We start from the raw sequence: 24,920 nt of genomic DNA on the forward strand, positions 1-24,920 counted from the left end.
GTCCGGCCATGCTGATGCGTGAGATGGTGGCCGCAGGCTACCTGGGCCGCAAGACTGGCCGGGGCGTGTACGTCTACAGCAAGTAATTCAGGCGGCACTTGTTGCGCTTGACTCGTCGCTCCGTGCCGGGGCGACGCTGGTCGTACTTGCTCAGGGGCCGCCTCGTGTGGCCCCTGTCATTTCCCGGGTTGGCGCCCCCTTCGCCGAATCCCGCTTACACGCCGTTATAAATCGAAACACTCCGCCGCATCCGGTAACAGGAATGCCGGGTACAGTGCACCCATTCCATTTACGACACAAAAGAAGCCCAATGCTGCCTCCGGTTCTTGTTGCCGCCTTGCTGGCGGGCGCGATGTCGCTGCTTGCCGCCCGTTCCGCCATGGCCCATGTCGATGTCGGCGTCCATATCGGCACGCCCGCGCCGGTCTATGTCGCCCCCGCCCCTGTCTACGTGGCACCGCCGCCGCCGGTCGTCTATGCGCCGCGCTATCACGGCTGGCATGGTGACCGCTACTGGGACGGCCGCCGCTGGTATGGGCGGCATGAGTGGCATGGGCACCGCCATCATCGCCATGGGCACGGCCATCGCCATGGGCACGGCCACGGCCACGGCCACGGGCACGGCCATCATGGCCATCGCCACTGAGCGGCCGCAGGGGTGAGGTGCCGCCGCTCAGCGCAGCAGCACCAGCCGCGGCACCGCGTCGGCGCCGCTCCAAACCACCGCGTTCTGGCCGTATTTCCCGCCCAGCAGGCGCGCATCGTCCAGCGACAGGCCCGGCACCAGGAAGCTCGGCTCGGCCGGCCAGCCGTTGGAAGGGTGCTCGCCGGCGGCAGCAATCGAACGCAATCCCATCTCCGCCACGTCCTGGGCCAGCTCCTGCTGGCGCGCAGCGTTGGCGTTGTCGCCGCAACGCTGGCTGAACGGATTGGCGGCGGTAATGAAAGCGCTGCACGTTACGCCAAGCGCCTGGTGCAGCGCCGCCAGCGGCGCGCTGGCCTGGTCGACCCGCAGGATCATCGGCGCATCGCCCAGCACGCGATAGTGCGTTTCGCGATAGGCCCGCAGCGTGGCCGCGTCGATGACGGTGGCCACCGCTACTCTCCGTACTGCCGCAATCCGTCGAGGTCCAGCACCTCGATCACGCCGTAGTCCACCCGCACCAGCTTCTGCTGCTCCAGCACCTTCAACGCCTGGTTGGCGCGCTGGCGCGAGATGCCGGCAAGCAGGCCGATTTCTTCCTGCGAGATCTCCAGCGTCTTGCCGATCCCCGGGTACAGGTGCTCATTGAACAGCGACGACACCGCGCGCGCCACGCGCGAATCGATGTCGAGCGAGCGTTCATATTCCACCGCCGCGATGAACTGCCCCAGGCGCTCGTTGAGCTGCGTCAGCAGGAAGCGCGTGAACGGCAGGCTGGTCTCCAGCAGCCACTGAAAAGTCTCGAGCGGCAGGAAAGCGATGGTCGAGCGGCGCAGCGCCATCACGTCGTACTTGCGGATCTCCGACTTGAGCACCGCGCCTTCGCCGAACCAGCCGCCGGTGGGCACGCCGGTAAAGGTCACCGACTTGCCCGAGGGCGAGACCGTGGTGATCTTGACGATGCCCTCCAGCACGCCCATCCAGTGTTCGGCCTTGTCGCCCTTGTGGCAGACGTAATCGCCCTGGCTGTATTCACGCACGCACATCGCGCGGCGCACGCGTTCACGTTGCGCGGGGCTCAGGTCTGCTGCCCACACGCAGCGGTCGACAAAATCGTTCAGCATGGCCTGAAAAAGCTCCCGTAGGGATTAACCCGGAATTGTCACCGGCGTGACAACCCCGGTGGTTGGCATGGGCTATCGTACGATCACAACGGAACCGCGGGTGCCAGAAAGGGCACGCCGGGAAGGCGGAAGACGCTTCCCCCGGCCCCTCCAGACAAGGCACAGACGGGCTTGATGCGATGCGGCAGATGCCGCCGGGCAAAGCAAGCCAAGTATAACGACCGGACCGGCGCTTGACACCGGGCGTGGACCCCCACGCCGGAGGGACAGGAGACAGCGATGCAGGAATCGTCGGCGACGACCTTCCCGCGATGGCTGCTGGCGCACGCCCAGCAGCGGCCGGATCATCCGGCCTATCGCGAAAAGGATCTCGGCATCTGGCAGACATACAGCTGGGCCCAGGCGGCACAGCAGGTGAGGGCGCTGGCATGTGGTCTGGCCGCGCTCGGTTTCAGGCGCGGCATGAACCTGGCGGTGGTGGGCGACAACCGCCCCCGCCTGTACTGGGCCATGACCGCGGCGCAGGCGCTGGGCGGCGTGCCGGTGCCGCTGTACCAGGACGCCATCGCCAACGAGATGGTCTACGTGCTCAACGATGCGGAGATCGACTTCGCCATCGTCGAGGACCAGGAGCAGGTCGACAAGCTGCTGGAAGTCGAAGCGCAGCTGGCCGAGTCCGGCCGCACCGTGCGCCATGTCATCTATGAAGACCCACGCGGCCTGCGCGACTACGAGCATCCCTCGCTGATGTCGTACGAGCGGCTGCAGGAACTGGGGCGCGAATACGACCAGGCGCATCCGGGCTTCTATGACGAAGCGATTGCCGCCGGCCAGCCCGGCGACACCGCGATCATCCTCTACACCTCCGGCACCACCGGCAAGCCCAAGGGCGTGTGCCATTCGCATGCGGGGCTGATCGGCTCGGCGCGCAATGGCTGCGCGTTCGACCGCCTGACCGAAAAGGACGACGTGCTGTCGTACCTGCCGATGGCATGGGTGGGCGACAACCTGTTCTCCTATGCGCAGGCGATGGTGGCGGGCTTCACGGTGAATTGCCCGGAATCGCGCGAGACCGTGACGACCGACCTGCGCGAGATCGGCCCCACCTATTACTTCGCACCGCCGCGCATCTATGAAGGCCTGCTGACGCAGGTGATGATCCGCATGGAAGATGCGGGCTGGATCAAGCGCAAGCTGTTCCACTGGGCGATGGACGTGGCGCGCCGCTGCGGCGCGGATATCCTCGACGGGCGCCCGGTGCCTGTCATGGAGCGCGCGCGCTATGCACTGGGCGAAGCGCTGGTCTATGGCCCGCTGCGCAACGTGCTCGGCATGAGCCGCATCCGCGTGGGCTATACCGCCGGCGAGGCGATCGGGCCGGACCTGTTCCGCTTCTACCGCTCCATCGGCGTGAACCTGAAGCAGTTCTACGGCCAGACCGAGACCTGCGCCTACGTGTGCCTGCAGCCTGACGGCCAGGTCAAGTTCGATTCCGTGGGACCGGCCGCGCCGGGCATGGAAATCCGCATCGCCGACAACGGCGAGGTGCTGGTGCGTGGGGTGGGCCTGCTCAAGTCCTACTACAAGCGCGACGACGCCACGCGCGAGGCCATCAACGACGAGGGCTACTTCATGACCGGCGATGCCGGCGTGATCGATGCCGACGGCCACCTGAAGATCATCGACCGCGCCAAGGACGTGGGCAAGCTCGCCGACGGCTCGATGTTCGCGCCCAAGTACATCGAGAACAAGCTCAAGTTCTTTCCGTACATCAAGGAAGCGGTGGCCTTCGGCAATGGCCGCGACCAGGTCTGCGCCTTCATCAACATCGACTTCGAGGCAGTGGGCAACTGGGCCGAACGCCGCCATCTGCCATATGCGGGCTATGTCGACCTGGCCGCGCAGCCCGACGTGATCGAGATGATCGGCGAATGCGTGAACCAGGTGAACGCGGATCTCGCCAACGATCCCATGCTGGCGGGCTCGCAGGTCGCGCGCTTCCTGATCCTGCACAAGGAACTGGACCCCGATGACGACGAGCTGACGCGCACGCGCAAGGTGCGCCGCGGCTATATCGCCGAAAAGTACGGCGTGCTGGTGGATGCGCTCTACGCGGGCAAGTCCGAGCAGTTCATCGAGACGCGCGTCAAGTTCGAAGACGGGCGAGAGGGCAGCGTGTCGGCCACGCTGAAGCTGGTCGACGCCAAGCGGCTGCCGGTGGCAGCGCGCGCGGCATAGCTGAACAAGGCGGAGGCAGCAACATGACGCAAGTGGCATGGCAAGGCGCCGGCAAGCGCGAATGGACCGGCACGGCGCGCACCGATGCAAGCGCGGCGGGCGGCAGTGGCGCCATTGCGCCGGCGGGTCCGCTGTCGCCGGCGGGGCTGGCGGACGGCAGCGGCGCGCAACCCGGCACGCACCACGCGCAGCGCGCGGGCGAGCAGGCCCGCACCGGCGGCGAGGTGATCCTGGACCTGCAGCATATCTCGCTGTCGTTCGGCGGCGTGAAGGCGCTGACCGATATCTCGTTCGACGTCTGCGAGCACGAGATCCGCGCCATCATCGGCCCCAACGGCGCGGGCAAGAGTTCGATGCTGAACGTGATCAACGGCGTGTACCACCCGCAGCAGGGACGCATCGTGTTCCGCGGCGAGGAGCGCAAGCAGATGCACCCGACCGCCGCCGCGCGGCAGGGCATCGCGCGCACGTTCCAGAACATCGCGCTGTTCAAGGGCATGACGGTGCTCGACAACATCATGACCGGGCGCAACACGCAGTTCCGCACCGGGCTGTTCGCGCATGCGCTGTGGTGGGGGCCGGCACGCAACGAAGAGATGCGCCACCGCCAGAAGGTGGAGGAAGTGATCGATTTCCTGGAAATCCAGTCGATCCGCAAGACGCCGGTGGGACGCCTGCCGTATGGCCTGCAGAAGCGCGTGGAGCTGGCGCGCGCGCTGGCCGCCGAGCCTTCGATGCTGCTGCTCGATGAACCGATGGCCGGCATGAACGTGGAAGAGAAGCAGGACATGTGCCGCTTCATCCTCGATGTGAACCGGCAGTTCGGTACCACCATCGTGCTGATCGAGCACGACATGGGCGTGGTGATGGATATCTCGGACCGCGTGGTGGTGCTGGACTACGGCAAGAAGATCGGGGATGGGACGCCCGAGGAGGTCAAGGGCAATCCGGACGTGATCAAGGCGTATTTGGGAACATCGCACTGATTGTTTGCTTCTCTCTCCCGCGCGCGGGAGAGGGGAGCGCCACCAGAGCGTGAGCAATGCTGTTAGGCAAGCAAGCAAAGGCAAACCATGACGTTCTTCATTGAAATCCTGCTCGGCGGCCTGCTGTCCGGCCTGATGTACTCGCTGGTGGCGCTGGGCTTCGTGCTGATCTACAAGGCCTCGGGCGTGTTCAACTTCGCCCAGGGCGCGATGGTCTACTTTGCCGCGCTGGCCGTGGTGGGGCTGATGGACAAGGGCATGCCGATGTGGGCGGCGGTGATCGGTGCCTTCGTGGTGATGATCCTGGTCGGCATGAGCACCGAGCGCTTCGTGCTGCGCAAGCTGGTCAACCAGCCGCCGATCACGCTGTTCATGGCAACCATCGGGCTGTCGTTCTTCCTGGAAGGGCTGGGGCCGCTGCTGTTCGGCAACGAGGTGCGCCCGATCAACCTGGGCATCGTCGACGAGCCGATCGAATCGATCCTGACCAATTTCAACATCGTCATCTCCAAGTTTGACCTTGCCGCCGCCGCCATCGCCGGCGCCCTGGTGGGATCGCTCGCGCTGTTCTTCCAGTACACCAAGGTCGGCCGCGCGCTGCGCGCGGTGGCGGATGACCATCAGGCCGCGCTGTCGCTGGGCATCCCGCTGCAGAACATCTGGGCGATCGTGTGGGGCGTGGCGGGCTTTGTCGCGCTGGTGGCCGGCATGCTGTGGGGCTCGCGCAATGGCGTGCAGTTCGCGCTGACGCTGACCGCGCTGAAGGCGCTGCCGGTGCTGATCCTGGGCGGCTTCACTTCGGTGCCTGGCGCCATCGTCGGCGGGCTGATCATCGGCGCGTCGGAGAAGCTGGCCGAGATCTACATCCCGCCGGTGTTCCAGTCGGTGTTCGGCGGCAATTTCGGCGGCATCGAAGGGTGGTTCCCGTACGTGTTTGCCCTGCTCTTCCTGCTGGTGCGGCCCGAGGGGCTGTTCGGCGAGAAACATATTGATCGCGTCTGACCGACTTCGCACAGGAGACTTGCCATGTTTTATCGTGAAGCCGGCCAGTTCAAGACCAGCTACGTTGCCGACAGCCAGATCTTCCCGATCCGCCAGGACCGCATCGGCTTTGCCGTGCTGATGGCCGTGGCGTTCGTGGCGATCCCGTTCGTCGGATCGGAGTACTGGTTCTCGGCCATCCTGATCCCGTTCCTGATCTTCTCGCTGGCGGCACTGGGCCTCAATATCCTGACCGGCTATGCCGGGCAGCTGTCGCTCGGCACCGCGGCCTTCATGGCGGTGGGGGCCTACGCGGCCTACAACTTCCAGTTGCGCATCGAAGGCATCCCGGTGCTGCTGTCGTTCCTGCTGGCCGGGCTGTCGGCGGCGCTGGTGGGCGTGGCGTTCGGCCTGCCGTCGCTGCGCATCAAGGGGTTCTACCTGGCGGTGGCCACGCTGGCGGCGCAGTTCTTCGTGGTGTGGGCGCTGACCAAGTTCCCCTGGTTCTCCAACAACAGCTCGTCAGGCGTGATCACGGCGCAGCGGCTGGACCTGTTCGGCATTGCCATCGATACGCCGGTGAAGAAGTACCTGTTCGTGCTGGCCATCGTCACGGTGCTCGCCCTGATCGCCAAGAACCTGGTGCGCTCGGCGACGGGCCGCGCCTGGATGTCGGTGCGCGACATGGACGTGGCGGCCGAGGTGATCGGCATCCCGCTGATGCGCACCAAGCTGATGGCGTTCGCGGTCAGCTCGTTCTACTGCGGCGTGGCCGGCGCGCTGTATGCGTTCTGCTACCTGGGCTCGGTGGAGCCGGACGGCTTCTCGCTGGACCTGTCGTTCCGCGTGCTGTTCATGATCATCATCGGCGGCGTGGGCAGCATCCTGGGCTCGTTCCTGGGCGCGGCGTTCATCCTGCTGCTGCCGATCTTCCTGGACAACGTGCTGCCGCCGCTGGCGTCGCTGCTGCACCTTCCCTTTACCAACGCCACTGTGTCGCACATCCAGCTGATGGTGTTCGGCGGGCTGATCATCTTCTTCCTGATCGTTGAGCCGCACGGGCTGGCCCGCCTGTGGCAGATCGCCAAGGAGAAGCTGAGGTTGTGGCCATTCCCGCACTGACGGAGCGGGATCCTATTGTCTGAACGCAGGTCCTGAGTGAAGTACTGAAGCCTACACATAACGAAACGCCCCACCGAGGGCGAAGGAGACTGTCATGACCAACCTGATCCGTAACGTGCAACGCGCCGCCCTGGTGGTCAGCGCCGCGGCTGCACTGCTGGCGCCGGCGGTGCCGGCACTGGCGCAAAGCAACGAGCAGTTCGTCGCGCTGCCGAGCTATCGCGTGGGGCCATATGGCGCCAACGGGCAGTCGTGGTATGGCGGCTTCATCGACTACCTCAACTACGTCAACCTGAAGGACGGCGGCGTCAACGGCGTCAAGCTGAGCTGGGAAGAGTGCGAGACCGAGTACAACAACGCCAAGGGCGTGGAGTGCTATGAGCGCCTGAAGTCCAAGAACGCCACCACCAAGGGCACGGCGTACCACGCCATGTCCACCGGCATTTCCTATGCGCTGGTCGACAAGACCGCCGCCGACAAGGTGCCGCTGGTGATGATGGGCTATGGCCGCACCGACGCGGTGGATGGTTCGGTGTTCCCGTATGCGTTCCCGCTGGTGACCACGTACCAGATGCAGGTCTCGGCCATCGTCAAATACCTGGCCAGCAAGAGCGGCGGCTCGCTGGCCGGCAAGAAGATCGTCTACCTGTACCACGATTCGGCCTATGGCAAGGAGCCGATCGTGGCGCTGCAGGCCGAGGCGCGGCTCGGCAAGTTTAACCTCGTCGAGATCCCGGTGGCGCACCCTGGCAACGAGCAGGGCGCGCAGTGGCTGAAGATCCGTCAGGAGAATCCCGACTACGTGATCTTCTGGGGCTGGGGCGTGATGAACCAGACCGCGCTGAAGGCCGCGCAGAAGGTGGGTTTCTCGCGCGAGAAGATGATCGGCTCCTGGTGGGCGGGCTCCGAGGAAGACACGGTGCCGGCCGGTGATGCCTCCAAGGGCTACATGAGCGCGACCTGGAACGTCGCGGGCAAGAGCGTGCCGCTGATCTCCGACATCGAGAAGGTCGTGTACGGCGCCGGCAAGGGCAACATGCAGGACAAGAACAAGATTGGCTCGGTGCTGTACAACCGCGGCGTTTCCGCGGCGGTGGTGACGGTGGAAGCCGTGCGCGTGGCGCAAGCCAAGTTCGGCAAGGGCAAGCCCATGACCGGCGAGCAGATGCGCTGGGCCTTCGAGAACCTGAACCTGACCAACGCGCGCCTGCAGCAGCTGGGTGCCACCGGCCTGCTGCCCGAGATCAAGACCAGCTGCGAGAACCACGAGGGCTCGGGCAAGGTGAAGATCCAGCAGTGGGACGGCAGCAAGTGGGTGGTGGTGTCGGACTGGATTGAAGGCAACAAGGGCCTGATCCACCCGCTGTTCAAGGCCACGGCGGCGCAGTATGCGAAGGAGAAGGGGATTACGCCGGGGTGCTCGAAGTCTTGATGGCCCGCACCCCCGCCCGGTGGGCCCCCCACTCCCGCTGGCGGGGGGGGGGGGGGGGGTGGGGCCGGGCGCTGGCAGCAGGACGAACGTCAGCACTTCGTCGACGCGCCCACCCTCACCCCAACTCTCTCCCAGAGGGAGAGGGAGAACCCAGTCGGGACAGTGAAAGCTCAACGCAATACCGTCACACCATACCCGCACCATGAGCCTCCTATCCATCAACAACATCGAAGTCATCTACGATCACGTGATCCTGGTGCTCAAGGGCGTTTCGCTCGAAGTGCCGGAGGGCAAGATCGTGGCGTTGCTGGGCGCCAACGGCGCGGGCAAGACCACCACGCTGAAGGCGATCTCCAACCTGCTGCACGCCGAGCGCGGCGACGTGACCAAGGGCACCATCGAGTATCGCGGCGATCGTGTCGACCAGCTCACGCCCAACGACCTCGTGCGCCGCGGCGTGATCCAGGTGATGGAAGGGCGCCACTGCTTCGCGCACCTGACCATCGAGGAAAACCTGCTCACCGGCGCCTATACGCGCGGGCTGTCGCGCTCGCAGACGCGCGATGAGCTGGAGAAGATCTACAACTACTTCCCGCGCCTGAAGACGCGCCGCAAGTCGCAGGCGGGATACACGTCGGGCGGCGAGCAGCAGATGTGCGCGATCGGCCGGGCCATGATGGCCAAGCCCGCAATGATCCTGCTCGACGAACCTTCGATGGGCCTGGCGCCGCAGATCGTCGAGGAAATCTTCGAGATCGTGCGCGACCTGAATTCGCGCGAGAAGGTCAGCTTCCTGCTGGCCGAGCAGAACACCATGGTGGCGCTGCGCTATGCCGACTACGGCTACATCCTGGAAAACGGCCGCGTGGTGATGGACGGCGACGCCGAGTCGCTGCGCACCAACGAGGATGTGAAGGAGTTCTACCTGGGCGTGGCCGCCAACGACGCGGATGGCGGCGCGCGCAAGTCCTTCCGCGACGTGAAAAGCTATCGCCGCCGCAAGCGCTGGCTGGCCTGAGAAGGGCGCATAGACCGGCTGCGCGGGCCGTATCGAGCCCTGCGATGCTCGCCGTACCGCGGGTCTGCGGTTGCGGCTGCGCTTCTCGGACACGTCCGACCATGAATGCAAACATTTGCCACTCACGGCAGCACTGATCATGCCTGAATACTTCGATTCGCTCGAAACCCGCGCGCCGGCAGTCCGCGAGCAGGCGCTTCTCGCCGCCCTGGCACGCCAGGTGGCCCACGCGCGCGACAACGCGCCGTACTTCACCGAGCTGTTGCGCGACGTGGATCCGCGCTCGCTGACGTCGCGCGAGGCGCTGGCGGCGTTGCCGGTGACGCGCAAGTCCGAGCTGACCGCACGCCAGCGCGCGCTGCCACCGCTGGGCGGCCTCAATGCGACGCCGCTGAGCAGGCTGCGCCATGTATTCCAGTCACCGGGCCCGATCCACGAGCCCGACGGCCACGACGCCAACTGGTGGCGCACGGCCCGCGCCATGCACGCCGCGGGCTTCCGTGCCGGCGACCTGGTCTACAACACCTTTTCGTACCACTTCACGCCGGCAGGCATGATGATGGAGACCGGCGCGCACAAGCTGGGCTGCTGCGTGTTCCCGGCGGGGGTCGGCCAGACCGAGTCGCAGGTGCAGGCGCTGGCCAGCCTGCAGCCGGCGGCCTACGCGGGCACGCCTTCGTTCCTGAAGCTGCTGCTGGAACGCGGCGACGAGATGGGCATGCCATGCACCAGCCTCACGAAGGCGCTGGTCTCTGGCGAGGCGCTGCCGCCGTCATTGCGTGCGTGGTTCCAGCAACGCGGTGTGCGCGTGCAGCAGATGTACGGCAGCGCGGATCTCGGCCTGATCGCCTACGAGACCGAGGGCGGCGACGGCTGGGTGGTGGACGAGGGCGTGCTGGTGGAGATCGTCGAGCCGGGCGGCACGCGGCCGATGCCCGAAGGCGAGACCGGCGAGGTGGTGGTGACGGTGCTGGGCAACGGCGACTATCCGCTGATCCGCTTCGGCACCGGCGACCTGTCGGCGGTGGTGGCGGAGTCCTCGCAGCGGCCGAGCCCGTGCGGGCGCACCAATATCCGGCTCAAGGGCTGGCTGGGACGCGCGGACCAGGCGACCAAGGTCAAAGGCATGTTCGTGCATCCGGGGCAGGTGGCGGACGTACTGCGCCGCCATCCGGAAATCCGCGCGGCGCGGCTGGTGGTGACCGGCGATCCCGGCGCGGACGTGATGACGCTGCGCTGCGAGGCAACGCGCGAGGATGCCGACTTGCAGCGCGCGGTGGCCGAGTCGCTGCGCGAGGTGATGCGATTGCGCGGGGAGGTGGCATTCGTGGCAGCGGGGTCGTTGCCGCAGGATGGGAAGGTGATCGAGGATGCGCGGCGGTATGAGTGAGTGAGCTGGGGCCGGGGGCAGGGCTTCGTGGATACGCCGGCCCTCACCCCCGGCCCCTCTCTCTCTCTCCCGCGCGCGGGAGAGGGGAGCAAACCGTCGGTGTATGAGGGCTTTCGAGCTAGCCATCGCCCGCGGCATTCGCTCCCCTCTCCCGCTTGCGGGAGAGGGGTGGGGGTGAGGGCCGGCGCATCAACGAAGTGCCGCGCGCAAATCCACCGCGCAGCCTTACCCCTCCGGCCCTTCCACCGGCCGCGTCGGCAACCGGACCATCCACACACTCATCCCCACCGCACAAGCCAGCAGCGCCGCCGAAGCAACCGGTCGCGCCCGCAGCAGCCAAGCCGTGGTGCCCATCGACAGCCACATCATCGACAGGGCCAGGCACTTGGCCCGGAACGGAATGCTCCGATACCGCTGCCAGTCGCTGACCAGCGGCCCGAAGCGCGGATGCCCCATCAGCCAGCCATGGAAGCGCCGGGAACCGCGCGCGAAGCACGCCGCGGCCAGCAGCACGAACGGCGTGGTCGGCAGCACCGGCAGGAAGATCCCGATCACGCCCAGCAGCAGGCAGAGCCCGCCCAGCGCCACCCAGACGGCGCGCAGCACGCGCTGGCGGTGGCTCAGCACGGACTCAGGATCGGGCGGAAGGTCGGGGTTGGAGGGCTGCAATGGTCGAACAAAGGGCCGCTAAGCGGCCCCGGCGATGGATCGGTCAGCGCGCAATCCCAAGCCGCGCCTTGGCCGCATCGTACTCCGCTTTCATGCGCGCGACGATCTCGCCGGCGCTCGGGATGTCGTGGATCTGGCCCACGCCCTGGCCGGCGCCCCAGATGTCCTTCCACGCCTTGGCCTTGGAGCTCCCGCTGGAGAAGTCCATCTTGGTCTTGTCGGCCACCGGCAGGTTGTCCGGGTCCAGGCCCGCGTTGCTGATGCTCTCGCGGATGTAGTTGCCGTGCACGCCGGTGAACAGGTTGGTGTAGACAATATCCGCGGCCGCCGAGCTGGTGATCGACTGCTTGTACGTTTCGGCAGCGTGCGCCTCCTGCGAGGCGATGAAGCGCGTGCCCACGTAGGCGAAGTCGGCGCCCATGGCCTGCGCCGCCAGCACCGCCTCGCCGGTGGCGATCGAGCCCGACAGCGCGATCGGGCCGTCGAAGACCTTGCGCACCTCGCCCACCAGCGCGAACGGCGACAGCATGCCGGCATGGCCGCCGGCGCCGGCCGCGACCAGGATCAGGCCGTCGACGCCGGCCTCGATCGCCTTTTCGGCATGGCGCAGGCTGATCACGTCGTGCAGCACGATGCCGCCGTAGCCGTGCACCGCGTCGATCAGCTCCTTGGGCGGCGCGCGCAGCGAGGTGATGAAGACCGGCACCTTGTGCTCGACGCAGACCTTGATGTCGTGCTCGAGCCGCGCGTTCGAGCCATGCACGATCTGGTTGACCGCGACCGGTCCCACCGGCGCGCCGGGGTTGGCAGCCTTGAACGCGGCCAGTTCGTCCTCGATTTGCGTCAGCCACTCGTTGAGCAACTCCGCCGGGCGCGCATTGAGCGCGGGGAACGAACCGACGATGCCGGCCTTGCACTGCGCCAGCACCAGTTCGGGATAGCTGACGATGAACATGGGCGAGGCAATCACGGGCAGGGCCAGGTTCTGCAGGACCTGGGGCAGGTGCTTGGCGGCGGGCATGGTGTCTCCTGAACCACGGGCGGGCACGTGGAACATGCCCTAAATGAACGGTCGTTCGATTATAGGGAGTTTCCGGGGTGCGTCGCTAGAAGCCCAAGTCTATGCCGATCCTGCGCGCCATGGCAGGCTGGTCAGTGCGCGGGCGGCGCCAGTTCGCGGTGTGGTGCAGGCACCACTGCATGGCAGTCAGATTTCAGTGCTAGAGCATGACTCTCCTTGGGGTTGCCGGTCGTGCCCTTCTGCCCAGGCAAACGCCGACGTGGTGCTTGCCTGGCTATTGCCGATATATTTCCCGTTCCTCAGGCTGCGGGGAACAGGCAGTGCCTGCCCCCCGCTCTTCAGGCGGCGATCAGTCCGGGGCGCGCTCGGGGACCGGTAGCTGTACCCATTCCTTATAGAAGGCCTCGATGTCCGGCTCGAAGTCGTGGATTACCGGGTACCAGGGGGTGGGCGCCTCGACATCGTGCATGGTGCCGCATGCCGGGCAGTAGTACTCGCGATATACCTGCCACTGGGTGTCAGGGGCCATGAGCCTTGGGTAGACCTCGGTCATTGCCTCTTCGGTGTCGCGCACATAGATCGAGGCATGCAGTTTCCAGTTCTCGCGATAGTCGCAGAACTCGTGGCCGCAATCGCACTTGACCATCCATTTCCCGGTGCCGGCCGATTGCACAATGTGCATGTGCGGGCCGAGCGGAAGCACGATACGGTCCGGGAAGCTCACCTTGGCCTGCAGTGCGGCCAGGTACTGCTCGAACCGGCTGTCATCCTTGGGCATCGAGAGCATGCGGAAGGTGGTTTCCCAGTCCAGGGACCCCTCGACGAGGTGGGCAACCTGTTCATTGGTGTAGGCAGACATTGTTCAGCTCCTTGATTCGATGATTACTCTTCGACCTGGACGACGGTGGTGACGTCGGGCAGCAGGGAGAGATCCATGCGGTGCTTGGCGCCGTAGGACGGCACGCCCAGTTCTTCCTCCAGCAGCTGCCACTCGGCGGGGAGGTTCCAGAATGCCTTGAACTCCCGCGTGAACTTCTCCGACAGGGCGAAGCTGGTGGCGAACATGTGCTGGACCTGGACGGACGCGTGCTTGTTGAGGATGCGTTCGCGTTCCTCCTTCATCCATTCGCGGGTTGGCAGGGACCGGGCCAGGCGTTCCTTGCGGATCTCGGCACGGCGGGCCTGGGTCTTGCCTGCATCCACCGTGAACACGCCCCTGGCGTCCTGGGTGAAGACCGCGCCATAGACTTTCTGCGCATATTCCGGCAGCAGGAATTTCTGGTTGAGGTCCTCCTCGATGGCTTTCGGATCCCGGTCGATCGGGTCACCAAAGCCCGGGCCGCCACGCAGGTAGTTGAGGTACAGGTCGTGGTTGGCGTAGCAGTCCTCGGTAGTGATGCACTGCTTGTCACGCTTGACCACGGCGGTGGCGTCGATGTGGCGCTCGTAGTCCGGCTTGCCCGGATCGATGTCGCCGCCCAGAGGCAAGGAATCGCCGATGGCGATGCGCTTGTCCAGCCCCGTCTTGTGCGCCTCAAAGCGATAGCCGGTGGCTGAGGGATAGCCGCCCATCATGCCCCAGTCGCTGTTCATGAACCCGTTGCCCATGAAGAACATGGTCCAGTCCTGGGCGTTCCACACCATCCGCAGCGTCTCGAAGCCGCAGCCGCCACGGTACTTGCCATACCCGCCGGAGTTGGCCTTGACGTTACGGCCAAGGTAGAGCAGCGGCTCGGCCATCTCCCAGATCTCGATGTCGCCCATATCGCCTTCCGGGTTCCAGATGGCGGCGGCATGGTTGAGACCGTCCTTGACGGCGCAGGCGCCCGTGCCGCAGGAACTGGCCTCGAAGCTGTTGACCGCGTGGATCTCGCCATCCTGGTTGATGCCGCCGCCTTGCAGCCAGTTGGAGGTGTTGGCGTTACCGGCGTTCACCTCTTCCAGATAGCCGCGGCTGAAATAAGACTGGGAAAGACCGCGCCACAGGGCGGCCCAGCCGGAGACCAGGAAGTGCCAGGCATAGGCATGGCCGGTGCGGCGGTCATCCGGATTGCACCAGGTACCCTTTGGCAGGCGGAACTCGGTGGCGAAGTAGGCCCCGTCGTTGATGCGCTGTGTGGGCACCAGGGTCTGGCACATCATCACCCAGATTCCGGAAGTAAATGCCACCTGATGGGCGTTGAAGGTGTGCCAGCCCCAGCGGCTCGCGCCCTCGAAGTCCAGGCGCCACTTGCCGTCCGGCCTGATGGTCATCTCCACCGGCGAGTGCATGATGGAGTCGAGCTTGGCGAAGGCGTTGGAGACCTGCACGTCGTCGTGCTTGTAAGGCACGTCGACAAAGGAGACCTTGCGGTATTTGCCCGGCAGGGTCATGGCCTTGATACGGCTCTGCAGTCCGCGGCGGCCTTCTTCAATGACCTCGAAGGCAAACTTCTCATAGGCTTCGATGCCGTCGGCGCGGATCACTTCCTCGACCAGGTCGCGGATCATGTGGCAGCCGGCGATACGGGTCTTTTCGTCGAGAATCCAGTACTTCGGCGTGCGCACCGAGCGCTGGGACTCGTGCAGCCAGTCGCGCAGCGGCTCGTCGTTCACCCCGGTCTTGCGGCAGGTGATCATGTAGCCGTCGCCGAAGCGCTGGGTCTGGCCGGTGGACATCGAGCCCGGCGTCACCGAGCCGGTGTCGATGACGTGGGTGACGCCGCCGACCCAGCCTATCAGCCGGCCTTCCCAGAAGATCGGGACGATGGTGGCGATGTCGCAGGGGTGGACGTTGCCGATCGCGCAATCGTTGGTCGTGAACATGTCGCCGGGGTTGATGCCGGGGTTGGCCTCCCAGTTGTTCTCGATCATGTACTTGATCGCCGCGCCCATGGTGCCGACGTGGATGATGATCCCGGTCGAGGTCAGGACGCAGTCGCCGGCGGCGTTGTAGAGGGTGAAGCAGAGCTCGCCTTCCTGCTCGACGATGGGGCTGGCAGCGATCTTCTTGGCGGTTTCGCGGGCATGCACCAGGCCCCCGCGCAGCTTGGAGAACAGCTTCTCATAGCCGATCGGGTCGCTGTCACGGAATTCCAGCTTCTTGAGGCCGTTGTAGTGGCCGGTGGCCTGGGTGCGCTCGATGATGCGGTCGCGGTACTGCTTGAGCGTCTGGCCGTTCTGCAGCAGGTCGGCGAAGCCGACTTCCTTATGGCTCATCATATTCATGGCGGGTCTCCTTACTTCACTTCCTTGAGATGGAACAGGCGGTGCTTGTCGATCGTGGTTTCGAAGCCGTCGGGCACGACGAAGGTCGTAGCGTCGGATTCGATGATGGCGGGACCCACGATGTGGTTGCCGGCCTTGAGGGCTTCCATCTTCCAGAGCGCGGCATCCACCCACTTCTTGTGGCGGTAGAAGGGACGGGTGCCAAGATAGGCGTCCTTGGGCGGCGTCGGGCCGGCATCCGGGTCTTCCGGCAGCACCGGCTTCTGGGTCACGACGGTGCCGCGCAGGATGGCGCCCGTGATCGAAAAGCCCAGTTCCGGCGAACGCGCAGAGCTGGCGTAGACGCGGCCGTAGGTGTTCTCGAAGGCCTCGACGATCTGGTCCCAGTCGGCCGCGGTAGCGGCGCTGGTCACCGGCGAGACGATCTCGAGGTCATTCAACTGGCCCATGTACTGCATCTTGTAGCCGGGGATCAGCAGCACGTCCTCGGGCTTGTAGCCGTTGAGGACGAATTCTTCGATGACCTTGACTGCCAGTTCAGACCAGGCTTCCTGCAGGCTCTTGCAGGCGGTTTCCTTGTCGGTGTCGGAGGCGTGCTGGGCGACACCAAGGTCCACCGACTTGTCATAGCGGTACTCGAAGTCGGCGCAGGCGCAGCCGAAGGCCGAGAAGCCGGCGGCCCAGGCCGGCACGACGACGTCCTTGAAGCCGACGCCCTCGGTGTAGCCGTAGGTGTGCACCGGGCCCGCGCCGCCGTAGGAGAAGCAGGTGAAGTCCGCCGGGTTGTAGCCCTTGGCGCTGATGTTGGCGCGCAGGTACTCGGAGAGGGTGAGGTCGAGCAGCTCGATGACGCCGGCGGCGGCATCCTCGACCGACAGGCCGAGCGGGTCGGCGATCTGCGCCTTGATGTGGTCGCGGGCGCGCTGCACGTCGAGCTTGATGGCGCCACCCAGGAAGTTCTCCGGGTTCAGGTAGCCGAGCACGACGTGGCAGTCGGAAACGGACACCGTGTCGAGGCCGCTTTCCGGCCAGCAGGTGCCGACGCGGTAGCCGGCGCTGTCGGGGCCCAGCTTGATCGACTTGCTGTAGGGGTCGAGGCGCACGAAGCTGCCGGCGCCGGCGCCGACCGAGTCCATCGCCACCAGGGGCAGGGAGAGGACCAGCCGCGCCATGTCGGGGTCGGACTTGATGGCGAAATTGCCCTTGGTGATCAAGGCCACGTCGAAGCTGGTTCCGCCAATATCGGAGCAGGCGATGTTTTCGTCGCCCAGGTACTCGCCCAGCAGCCTGGAGCCGATGACGCCGCCAATGGGGCCGGAGACGATCGTGCGAGCAAGCTCCTTTGCCTTCCAACTGATGGTGCCGCCATGCGTGGCCATCACCCGCAGGTCGAACCTGGCGCCGTGCTTCTTGAACCGGTCACTCACCTTTTTCAAGGTCTGGCGCGAAGGCTCTGCGCCGTAAGCCTCGAGGATGGTGGTATTCATCCTGTGGCTTTCCTTGCGCGACGGGTAGTAGTCCACCGAGGCAAAGACCGGAATATCCGTCTTCAGCTTCTTCAGCTCCTCGCGCACGATGTCACGGGCGCGCTGCTCGCTCGATTCGTTCTTGTGGGATTGCAGCAGGCAAATGACGATGGCTTGCGAGCCGGCCTCCACCAGTTCCCGGGTCGCCTGACGGACTTCAGCTTCACGCAGAGGGATGACCACCTTTCCCTGCACGTCGGTGCGCTCGGTGACGCCGCGCGTGCGCGAGACGGGCACCAGGGGCTCGTCGTAGCGGTGTGTGTTCAGGTGAATGCGGTCCTCCAGGGCATAGCCCAGGTAGCTCTGCAGCGCACGGCCCATCGAGTGAATCTGCTCGAAACCGCGGTTGCAGATGAGGCCAACGGCGAGGCCCTTGCGCATCAGGATGCGGTTGAGCATGGCCGTACCGGAATAGACACAAGTCACCAGCTCCGGATAGACGTCGTCCACTGTCCGGTCCCAGTGGGCGAGGGCGTCTTCGGAAGAGTTGTAGATGGCAAGCGATTCGTCGCCGGGATTGCTCTGCGCCTTGCCGACCACGAAGCGGCCATCGGAGCGCACGAAGAATGTGTCGGTCATCGTGCCACCAGCATCGATGCCCATCACCTGTACGGTGGACTGCGATTGCATACTGCCTCCTGTCATTGGTGTAGTCATGGTGGGATCTCCCACGACTCATTCATGGCAAAGCTTGTGCCAGGCCTGGCCGGCAGCAGGGAGCAGCCCCGCAAGGCGATTGAATTCAACGAGTTGCCGGCATTGCCTGGCCACTCCGCTGGCGGCAGCAGGCCTGTCGTCAGTGTCCGGATTCACGACGTCCTGCGCAGCGGTGTCCGGGAATCGGACGCTTTCTGACCCGGCCGATGCGATTGGCCTCAGGCAAGCGCCCGCGGCATCTGGTAGTTGGAGCGCTGACGGCAGGCCAGCGCGGATTGCGCCAGGCGTGGCGGCATGAAGGTCTGCCGGTCGCTGCCGTCACGGACAGGAACCTCGACATTCCTGGGCGCCGCCATGCAGATTGCTCGTGGCTGGCACGCGCTATGCACTGGCTTCACGCGAATGGCAGCGAAATATGGTGAAGCCCATGAAGAATTCAATGAGGTCAAGACGCCTGAATGTCGAAGCGGTTGCCGACATGGACCTGGCGATCGGAACCCATCTCGTCACCAATCGACTTTGGTACACGCATCATGGCGTCTATGCCGGGGCCGGCAAGGTCGTGCACTACGCAGGTCTGTCGCGGTCACTGCGTCGCGGGCCGGTGCACGAGGTCACGCTCGCGGAATTCGCGCATGGGCATCCGGTCTGGGTCCGGCAAAGCCCCGGCGCCAGGTTTGCTGGTGCGGAAGCCGTCCAACGCGCCTACTCCCGCATCGGCGAGGATCGCTATCGCCTGATTTCCAATAACTGTGAGCACTTCTGTACGTGGTGCCTATATGGCGAGAGCCGCAGCGAGCAGATCGATGTATGGAGGTTCCGGGCAAGCGATGTGGTTGCTGCCGGGATCAGGGTTGTCAGGCTGTTCACGGTCGCAACCTCGCTAAGTGTGTCCGCGCTGCGAGCAGTTTCGCGATTCGGATTCGAGGGCCAGATATTCGCGAACTCAACGCAATCCACTTCCTGAACCCGCGCGCTGGCGCATCGGGCTAGGCCGATGGCCAGTCGGCACGGATGGCCTCTCAACATCGGCCACCGTGCTCGGCCGTTCGTGGCGGCTACTGCTGCCGCGCATGTCGCGCGGGCGCTGGTTGAGGCTGTCCGGTTTCCGGACACCTGAAGCCGGGATGACTGGAAACCGGACACCGGACACCTTCCGGAGGGCTGTTGCAAAGCACAAATTATTGATTTGGAAAGAGATTCATTGACTTGGTGGTGGCACGCGGATACGGTTACTTCAGTCAATTGAGAGCGACCGTCCCATGCCGTTTTCTCGTTGCGGCACCCTGATTCCCCGCATCGGCGATGAGCCCGTCGTGGCTTCCGCGTGGGAGCATTTTGTGCAGGACCAGCCCCTGGAAGGGGCAGGTGTGCGCAGCGTCGTCCTGGCGTCGTGGCAGCGGTGTCGTTCCGAGGCCGTTGACCCTGCCAGGCATGCCGCACCGGCGGCTGCAGCCGAACGTGTCCGCCAGTTGCAGCGGCAGAACCGGGAGCTCTGCGAAGCCGCGCGTCCGGCACTCGAGAGCCTGCGCGACATCCTGCGGGAATGCGGCACGCTCATCATGCTCTGCGACCCGGGCGGAACCGTTCTCCACCTCAATGGCGAGACCAGGGCCCGCAGCATTGGCGAGGGGATCAACCTGGCCACCGGTGGCTGCTGGAATGAGGATGTCATCGGCACCAATGCCATCGGTACCGCGATCGCCACCGCTGCTCCGGTTCAGATCCATGCCGACGAGCATTTCTGCCTGGACGTCAAGCGCTGGACCTGCGCCGCCGCTCCCATTCTTGACCCCTTTAGTCGCACCCTGCTGGGGGTCGTGGATGTTTCCGGCGTCAAGGAAACCTTCCATGGCCACACCTTGGGTCTGGTGGTGGCTGCTGCCAGGCAGATCGAAGGCGAACTGGCCCGCCGCGACGTTGGTCTGCACGAGCGGCTGCTGACCCGGGCCATTGATCATTTCATCCGTTACGCCAGCGACTACGTTGTGCTTGTCGACAGCCGCGGACGCATTGTTCGTACGAACGGAAATGCGCAGGCGGCGCGGGAGAGCCATGAAGTCCGGCTGCCCTCGGAAGTTGGCAGCCAGGTACCAGGACTCAATCTCGCATTGCCCGAAATTGATCGGTCCTGCCAACGCCCGGAATGGCTGCGTCCCGAATGGCTGCACCCGGTGAAGGACCATGAGGGCATGCTCGGTACGGTGCTGGTGATCCCGCTCGGGACGCGCCAGAATCGAACCACTGTATCGCTGCCCACGGCCACGGCCACGGCCACGGCCAGGGCGACAACGGCGGGCGATGCGTTCGGTGAAATCATAGGGGAGAGCGCGGTGCTGGAGGCGATCAAGGCGCGCGCGCGCCGTATCGCCCCTCTCGATCTGCCGGTGTTGCTCCTTGGCGAGACTGGCGCAGGGAAGGAGCTCTTTGCCAGAGCCCTGCATCGGGCAGGCAACCGCCCCGAGGGGCCGTTCGTTGCCGTCAATTGCGGCGCTTTCACCCGTGAGCTTCTGGCCAGCGAACTCTTTGGCTATTCCGATGGAGCCTTTACGGGCGCTCGCCGTGGTGGTCTTCCGGGGAAGTTCGAGCAAGCCGACGGTGGCACGCTCTTCCTCGACGAAGTCGGCGAGCTGCCGCTTGACATGCAGCCCCACCTGTTGCGCGTGCTGCAGGATGGCATCGTGGTCCGCCTGGGCGATACCCGCGAGCGGCGCGTTTCGGTGCGCGTCGTCGCAGCCACGAACCGTGATCTGCAGAAGGAGATCTCCGCCGGGCGCTTCCGCGAAGACCTGTACCACCGCCTCTGCGTGGTCAGCCTGCCACTACCGCCGCTGCGTGATCGGCCTGGCGATATCGAGGCAATCATTGCGCATCTCAACAGCAAACTCGCACGCAAGTATGGCTGTACGCCCAAGCAGCTTGAACCCGCCCTGCACCAGACGCTTCTGAGCTATCGCTGGCCGGGCAACATACGTGAGCTGCAGAACGTCTTCGAGGTGATGTTCGCTCTCAGCGAAGGCGACGTTATCGATGCTTCGTTACTACCCCCGAGCATCGCGCAGTCGGTAAAGGACTCATTTCCCTCAACCTCGACGCGGATACCTGCCTCATTCGGGCGGCTTGAGGAACTGGAGAGACAAGCGATACTTGATGCGATCGCGAATTCCCACGGAAATATTTCTATGGCCGCCCGGACTCTGGGTATTTCGAGGAGTACGTTGTACGTGAAGTTGGCTACGATTCGGGCTGAGCCGGTCTTGGCTCCGCCAGATCATCCGTAGGCAGTCCAAAGCGGAGCGCAGCAGCAACAGTATTCGCGAGTTCCCGCCTTTCCCGGAATTCCTCGGTAAACTAAAAAAAACGCCCCGCAATACTGCGGGGCCATCAATTACCACGAAGACTGATACAGCCGGCAGGGCACCTGCCAATGCCACAACCGCATGCGAAGCATAGAAAACCAATGTGACGCCCACATGGCAACAAGGTGAACACCCAATGACAGCCAAAGATCAAAGCCCATAGCGCTTGATCTTGTCATACAGCGTAGCCTTGCCAACCTGCAGCAGATCAGCCGCCTGACTGACGGCGCCCCCCGTCCGCGCCAGCGCATCGGCAATCACCGCCCGCTCATAGCGCTCCATCCGTTCCCGCAGCGGGGCGGTCTCGTCTGATGCCGCAGCCTGCGCACCAGCCTGACCTCCCTCCGGCACTCCCAACACCAGCCGGTCCGCCGCATTCCGCAACTCCCGCACATTCCCCGGCCAAGGCCGCTGCTGCAGCGCCTGCCGCTGCGTCTCCGACAGGATCGGCGCCGGCCGCTGATAGCGCACCGCCGCCACCAGCATGAAATGCTCGAACAGCGCCACGATATCCTCGCGCCGCTCCCGCAAGGGCGGCAGCGCAATCGTGACCACGTTCAGCCGGTAATACAGGTCTTCGCGAAACATGCCCTGCGCCACCAGCGCATCCATATCCCCCTTGGCCGCCGCCACGATCCGCACATCGATCTTCACCGACGCATTCGACCCCAGCCGCTCGAGCGTCCCTTCCTGCAGCACCCGCAACAGCTTGACCTGCAGCGCCAGCGGCATGCTTTCGATCTCATCGAGAAAGAGCGTCCCGCCCGAAGCGTGCTCCAGCTTGCCGATGCGTCGCTTGCCCGCTCCGGTGAAAGCGCCGGCCTCATGCCCGAACATCTCGCTCTCGAAGATAGCCTCGGGCACCGCCCCGCAGTTCAGCGCAATGAACGGACCCTCGGCGCGACCGGACAACGCATGCAGGCTGCGCGCCACCAGTTCCTTGCCAGTGCCGGTCTCGCCATTGATCATCACCGGCACGTCAGTCGGCGCCACGTTGGCCACCAGCGCCCGCACCTGCTCGATCGCCGGCGAACGCCCGATGATCCGCGTACCCGCGGCGGGACCGGCCAGCTCACGCCGCAACGCCTGGTTCTCCAGTTCGAGCGCCCGCCGCTCCAGCGCCCGGCGCACGGTGTCCGTCAGCCGGTCGGCCCCGAAAGGCTTCTCGATAAAGTCATACGCGCCTTCACGCATTGCCTGCACGGCCATCGTGATATCGCCGTGCCCCGTCACCAGCACCACCGGCACACCCGGCGCCGCGTTGCGGCAATGCTGCAGCAGATCCAGCCCGCTGGCGCCGGGCAATCGCACGTCGGACACCAGCACGCCGGGAAAGCCCGCATGCAGATGCGGAATGGCGGCTTCGGCCGATGGCAGCGCCAGCACGGTAAAGCCCGCCAGCTCCAGGCTTTGCGCGGTGGCCTGCCGCACCAGCGGCTCGTCTTCGACAAACAGGACACGCAGACCGTCTTGCATGGCAATGCTCATTGGGGAGTGGAAACCGGCAGCGCCGCGTTCGCGCTGGGGCTGGCCGGCGCGCGCGCCAGCACCAGCGTGAACTGGGCGCCGCCGCCGGGCACGTTGGCCACGCTGAGCTGGCCGCCGAACTCGCGCACGATCGATGATGAGATCGCCAGCCCCAGCCCCAGGCCCTGCCCGGTTTCCTTGGTGGTGAAGAAAGGTTCGAACAGGCGCGGCAGCGCTTCCGGCGCGATGCCGGTGCCGTTGTCGCGCACGGCGAGGGTCACGGTGCCGCTGTTGGTGCCGGTATCGGCCTGCACCTCGATGTCGATGCGGCCTTGCGATGGTGCCGCCGAGGCGATGGCATCGAGCGCATTGCCGATCAGGTTCAGCAGCACCTGTTCAAGCTTGAGTTCGTCGGCGCGCACGGACAGGCCGGGCTGTTCGTCGAGGCCGGCCACGCTGACCGTCACCGCGCCCAGCCGCGGCGCCAGCAGCGCCAGCACGTGATCGAGCGCGGTGCGCACCACCACTGGCCGCCGCACCGGGCGCGCCTTGCCGGCGAACAGCTTGAGCTGGCCGGTGATCTTGCCCATGCGCTCGGTCAGGTCGGCGATGGCTGTCAGGTTGCCTTCGGCGGCAGCAAGCTGGCCGCGTTCAAGCAGCACGCGCGTGTTGTCGGAGAATGTGCGCAGCGCCGCCAGCGGCTGGTTCAGCTCATGCGTGATGCCGGCCGCCATCTGCCCCAGCGCGGCCAGCTTGCTGGCCTGCACCAGTTCGTCCTGCGCCGCGCGCAGCTCGCTTTCGGCGCGGGTGCGCTCGGCAACCTGTTCCTCGAGCTTTTCGTTGATCGCCATCAGGTCGGCGGTACGCGCTTCCACGCGCCGTTCCAGCTCGTCATACGCCGCTTCCAGCAGCCGCCGGCTGTATTGCATGTCGCGCGCGCGTTGGCGGCGCTGGCGCCAGTTGACCAGCAGCAGGCAGATGCAGGCATAGGCCAGCGCCGCCGCCACGGTGGCGTTGCGCGCATTGGCCAGCACCGGCTCCAGCGGTGCCATTACCTGCATGGTCCAGTCGGCCGGGCCGACGGTTCGGCCCAGTTCCAGGTAGCGGTCGGCGCGCTGGGTGGCGTCGGAGGTAAAGGTGGTGCGGGCCGCGGGCGACTCGTCGCGCACGCGTACCAGGCGCGCGTTGGCGCCCAGCGTGGTCTGCGCGAGCCAGCGCGTGACAGGCGAATCCAGTGGCTCCAGCGGCAGCGGGGTGACCGCGCGGCCGTGGTACTGGCGCGTGCTCTGCATTTCGGCCTGCAGCGCCGGCGGCAGCGGTTGCAGCGTGCGGTACTGCCACGCCGGCACCGACGACAGGAAGATCACGCCATGGTCGTCGCTGACCATCAGCGGCTCGGCGCCGCTGCCGGCGCGCTGGAACCACTCCAGGTTGAGCTTGACCACGGTGACGCCGATGACCTTGCCGCCGGATTCCACCGGCTGCGCGATGTAGTAGCCGGGTTCGTCGCTGGTGATGCCGATGGCGTAGAAGCGGCCCATCCTGCCGCCCGCGGCGATCTGGAAGTAGGGGCGGAAGCGGTAGTCGGTGCCGACGAAGCTGCCGGGCTGGCCATGGTTGCTGGCGGCCAGCGCAATGCCGTTGGCGGCGATCACATAGGTGGCCGACGCATGCGCGCGCCGGTTGACCTCGGCCAGGTAGTGGTTGGCGGCGGCGACGCGCGCCGGGTCGTGGGGAGATTCGAGCAGCCCGCGCACGAAGGGGTGCAGCGACACCAGCGCGGGCAGGAATTCGTAGCGGTCGAGGGTGCTTTCGAGCGTGGCGGCGTAGCGGTCGGCACGCGTGGCGGTGCTCTGCTGCAGCGCGGCCAGGCCGCGCTGGAACGACACCAGCCAGGTCAGCCCGCATAGCAGCAGCAGGCCCGCCAACAGTGCGACGGCGAAACCCCACCACCGGCTGCTGCCGGTGTCCGGCGCATGCACCGCGCGGGTGGCGGCGGGATCATGCACGGCGAGGAAATCGTCGGAGTGTGGCATCGGCGCGCGCGAGGGCTGTCGCGCCGATGATACCCGCTGGCGGG

20 protein-coding genes are annotated in these 24,920 nt (G+C 65.6%); 10 read left to right on the forward strand and 10 right to left on the reverse strand.

Features of this window, described 5'->3' with window-relative positions; translation table 11 throughout:
- Window positions 1-310 precede the first annotated feature (310 nt).
- Window positions 311-646, forward strand: a complete 336-nt coding sequence (locus J8I34_RS14380) for a hypothetical protein (RefSeq protein WP_209776616.1) — start codon at window positions 311-313, stop codon at window positions 644-646.
- Between the two features lie 27 nt (window positions 647-673).
- Here the strand turns inward: J8I34_RS14380 and J8I34_RS14385 are convergent, their stop codons facing one another.
- Together J8I34_RS14385 and J8I34_RS14390 are read right to left on the reverse strand one after the other, a co-directional pair.
- A complete protein-coding gene (locus J8I34_RS14385) occupies window positions 674-1,096 on the reverse strand; it encodes a DUF3293 domain-containing protein (RefSeq protein WP_209776618.1) in 423 nt (140 codons plus the stop codon).
- Window positions 1,097-1,098: 2 nt separating this feature from the next.
- Complete coding sequence (locus tag J8I34_RS14390) at window positions 1,099-1,767, reverse strand: Crp/Fnr family transcriptional regulator (RefSeq protein WP_209776621.1); 669 nt, start codon at window positions 1,765-1,767, stop codon at window positions 1,099-1,101.
- A gap of 279 nt (window positions 1,768-2,046) precedes the next feature.
- Between J8I34_RS14390 and J8I34_RS14395 the strand changes: the two genes are divergently transcribed.
- The 7 genes from J8I34_RS14395 to J8I34_RS14425 all read left to right on the forward strand — a co-directional run bounded on the left by J8I34_RS14395 (window position 2,047) and on the right by J8I34_RS14425 (window position 10,934).
- Window positions 2,047-4,005, forward strand: coding sequence for an AMP-dependent synthetase/ligase (locus J8I34_RS14395; RefSeq protein WP_029046685.1), 1,959 nt, complete (start codon window positions 2,047-2,049; stop codon window positions 4,003-4,005).
- 23 nt (window positions 4,006-4,028) lie between these two features.
- A complete protein-coding gene (locus J8I34_RS14400) occupies window positions 4,029-4,991 on the forward strand; it encodes an ABC transporter ATP-binding protein (protein ID WP_029046686.1) in 963 nt (320 codons plus the stop codon).
- Between the two features lie 87 nt (window positions 4,992-5,078).
- Entirely contained in the window at window positions 5,079-5,993 is a 915-nt protein-coding gene (locus tag J8I34_RS14405) for a branched-chain amino acid ABC transporter permease (protein WP_209806319.1), read from the forward strand.
- Window positions 5,994-6,017: 24 nt separating this feature from the next.
- Window positions 6,018-7,094: a branched-chain amino acid ABC transporter permease gene (locus J8I34_RS14410; RefSeq protein WP_209776624.1), complete on the forward strand. Its 1,077-nt coding sequence runs from the start codon at window positions 6,018-6,020 to the stop codon at window positions 7,092-7,094.
- A gap of 94 nt (window positions 7,095-7,188) precedes the next feature.
- A complete protein-coding gene (locus J8I34_RS14415) occupies window positions 7,189-8,526 on the forward strand; it encodes an ABC transporter substrate-binding protein (RefSeq protein ID WP_029046689.1) in 1,338 nt (445 codons plus the stop codon).
- 202 nt (window positions 8,527-8,728) lie between these two features.
- The gene (locus J8I34_RS14420) at window positions 8,729-9,544 is read left to right on the forward strand and encodes an ABC transporter ATP-binding protein (protein ID WP_029046690.1); all 816 of its coding nucleotides are present in this window, start codon (window positions 8,729-8,731) and stop codon (window positions 9,542-9,544) included.
- Between the two features lie 139 nt (window positions 9,545-9,683).
- Window positions 9,684-10,934, forward strand: a complete 1,251-nt coding sequence (locus J8I34_RS14425; protein ID WP_209806320.1) for a phenylacetate--CoA ligase family protein — start codon at window positions 9,684-9,686, stop codon at window positions 10,932-10,934.
- A 225-nt stretch (window positions 10,935-11,159) separates the two neighbouring features.
- Here the strand turns inward: J8I34_RS14425 and J8I34_RS14430 are convergent, their stop codons facing one another.
- The 6 genes from J8I34_RS14430 to J8I34_RS14455 form a co-directional block, all read right to left on the reverse strand.
- Window positions 11,160-11,561, reverse strand: a complete 402-nt coding sequence (locus J8I34_RS14430; protein ID WP_371748076.1) for a YbaN family protein — start codon at window positions 11,559-11,561, stop codon at window positions 11,160-11,162.
- Between the two features lie 85 nt (window positions 11,562-11,646).
- Window positions 11,647-12,624, reverse strand: a complete 978-nt coding sequence (locus J8I34_RS14435; protein ID WP_209806322.1) for an NAD(P)H-dependent flavin oxidoreductase — start codon at window positions 12,622-12,624, stop codon at window positions 11,647-11,649.
- Window positions 12,625-12,973: 349 nt separating this feature from the next.
- On the reverse strand, window positions 12,974-13,483 hold the full coding sequence (locus J8I34_RS14440; RefSeq protein ID WP_029046694.1) for an acetone carboxylase subunit gamma: 510 nt from the start codon (window positions 13,481-13,483) through the stop codon (window positions 12,974-12,976).
- A gap of 23 nt (window positions 13,484-13,506) precedes the next feature.
- Entirely contained in the window at window positions 13,507-15,831 is a 2,325-nt protein-coding gene (locus J8I34_RS14445; protein WP_029046695.1) for a hydantoinase B/oxoprolinase family protein, read from the reverse strand.
- A gap of 11 nt (window positions 15,832-15,842) precedes the next feature.
- On the reverse strand, window positions 15,843-17,987 hold the full coding sequence (locus tag J8I34_RS14450; RefSeq protein ID WP_209806323.1) for a hydantoinase/oxoprolinase family protein: 2,145 nt from the start codon (window positions 17,985-17,987) through the stop codon (window positions 15,843-15,845).
- A 245-nt stretch (window positions 17,988-18,232) separates the two neighbouring features.
- On the reverse strand, window positions 18,233-18,370 hold the full coding sequence (locus J8I34_RS14455) for a hypothetical protein (RefSeq protein WP_156914350.1): 138 nt from the start codon (window positions 18,368-18,370) through the stop codon (window positions 18,233-18,235).
- Window positions 18,371-18,441: 71 nt separating this feature from the next.
- On the opposite strand from J8I34_RS14455, the gene J8I34_RS14460 reads away from it, so the two are divergent.
- Both J8I34_RS14460 and J8I34_RS14465 read left to right on the forward strand, forming a co-directional pair.
- Window positions 18,442-18,981 (forward strand): lecithin retinol acyltransferase family protein, encoded by a 540-nt coding sequence (locus J8I34_RS14460; RefSeq protein WP_084402411.1) that lies wholly within the window; start codon window positions 18,442-18,444, stop codon window positions 18,979-18,981.
- A 295-nt stretch (window positions 18,982-19,276) separates the two neighbouring features.
- A complete protein-coding gene (locus tag J8I34_RS14465; protein ID WP_209806324.1) occupies window positions 19,277-21,295 on the forward strand; it encodes a sigma-54-dependent Fis family transcriptional regulator in 2,019 nt (672 codons plus the stop codon).
- Between the two features lie 228 nt (window positions 21,296-21,523).
- Here the strand turns inward: J8I34_RS14465 and J8I34_RS14470 are convergent, their stop codons facing one another.
- A complete protein-coding gene (locus J8I34_RS14470) occupies window positions 21,524-22,849 on the reverse strand; it encodes a sigma-54-dependent transcriptional regulator (RefSeq protein ID WP_029046697.1) in 1,326 nt (441 codons plus the stop codon).
- Window positions 22,850-22,857: 8 nt separating this feature from the next.
- Window positions 22,858-24,876 carry a sensor histidine kinase gene (locus tag J8I34_RS14475; RefSeq protein WP_209806325.1) on the reverse strand — a complete coding sequence of 673 codons (2,019 nt, stop codon included), beginning with the start codon at window positions 24,874-24,876 and terminating at the stop codon, window positions 22,858-22,860.
- Window positions 24,877-24,920: the final 44 nt, after the last annotated feature.

Source organism: Cupriavidus phytohabitans, assembly GCF_017815025.1.
Classification (GTDB): Bacteria; Pseudomonadota; Gammaproteobacteria; order Burkholderiales; family Burkholderiaceae; genus Cupriavidus.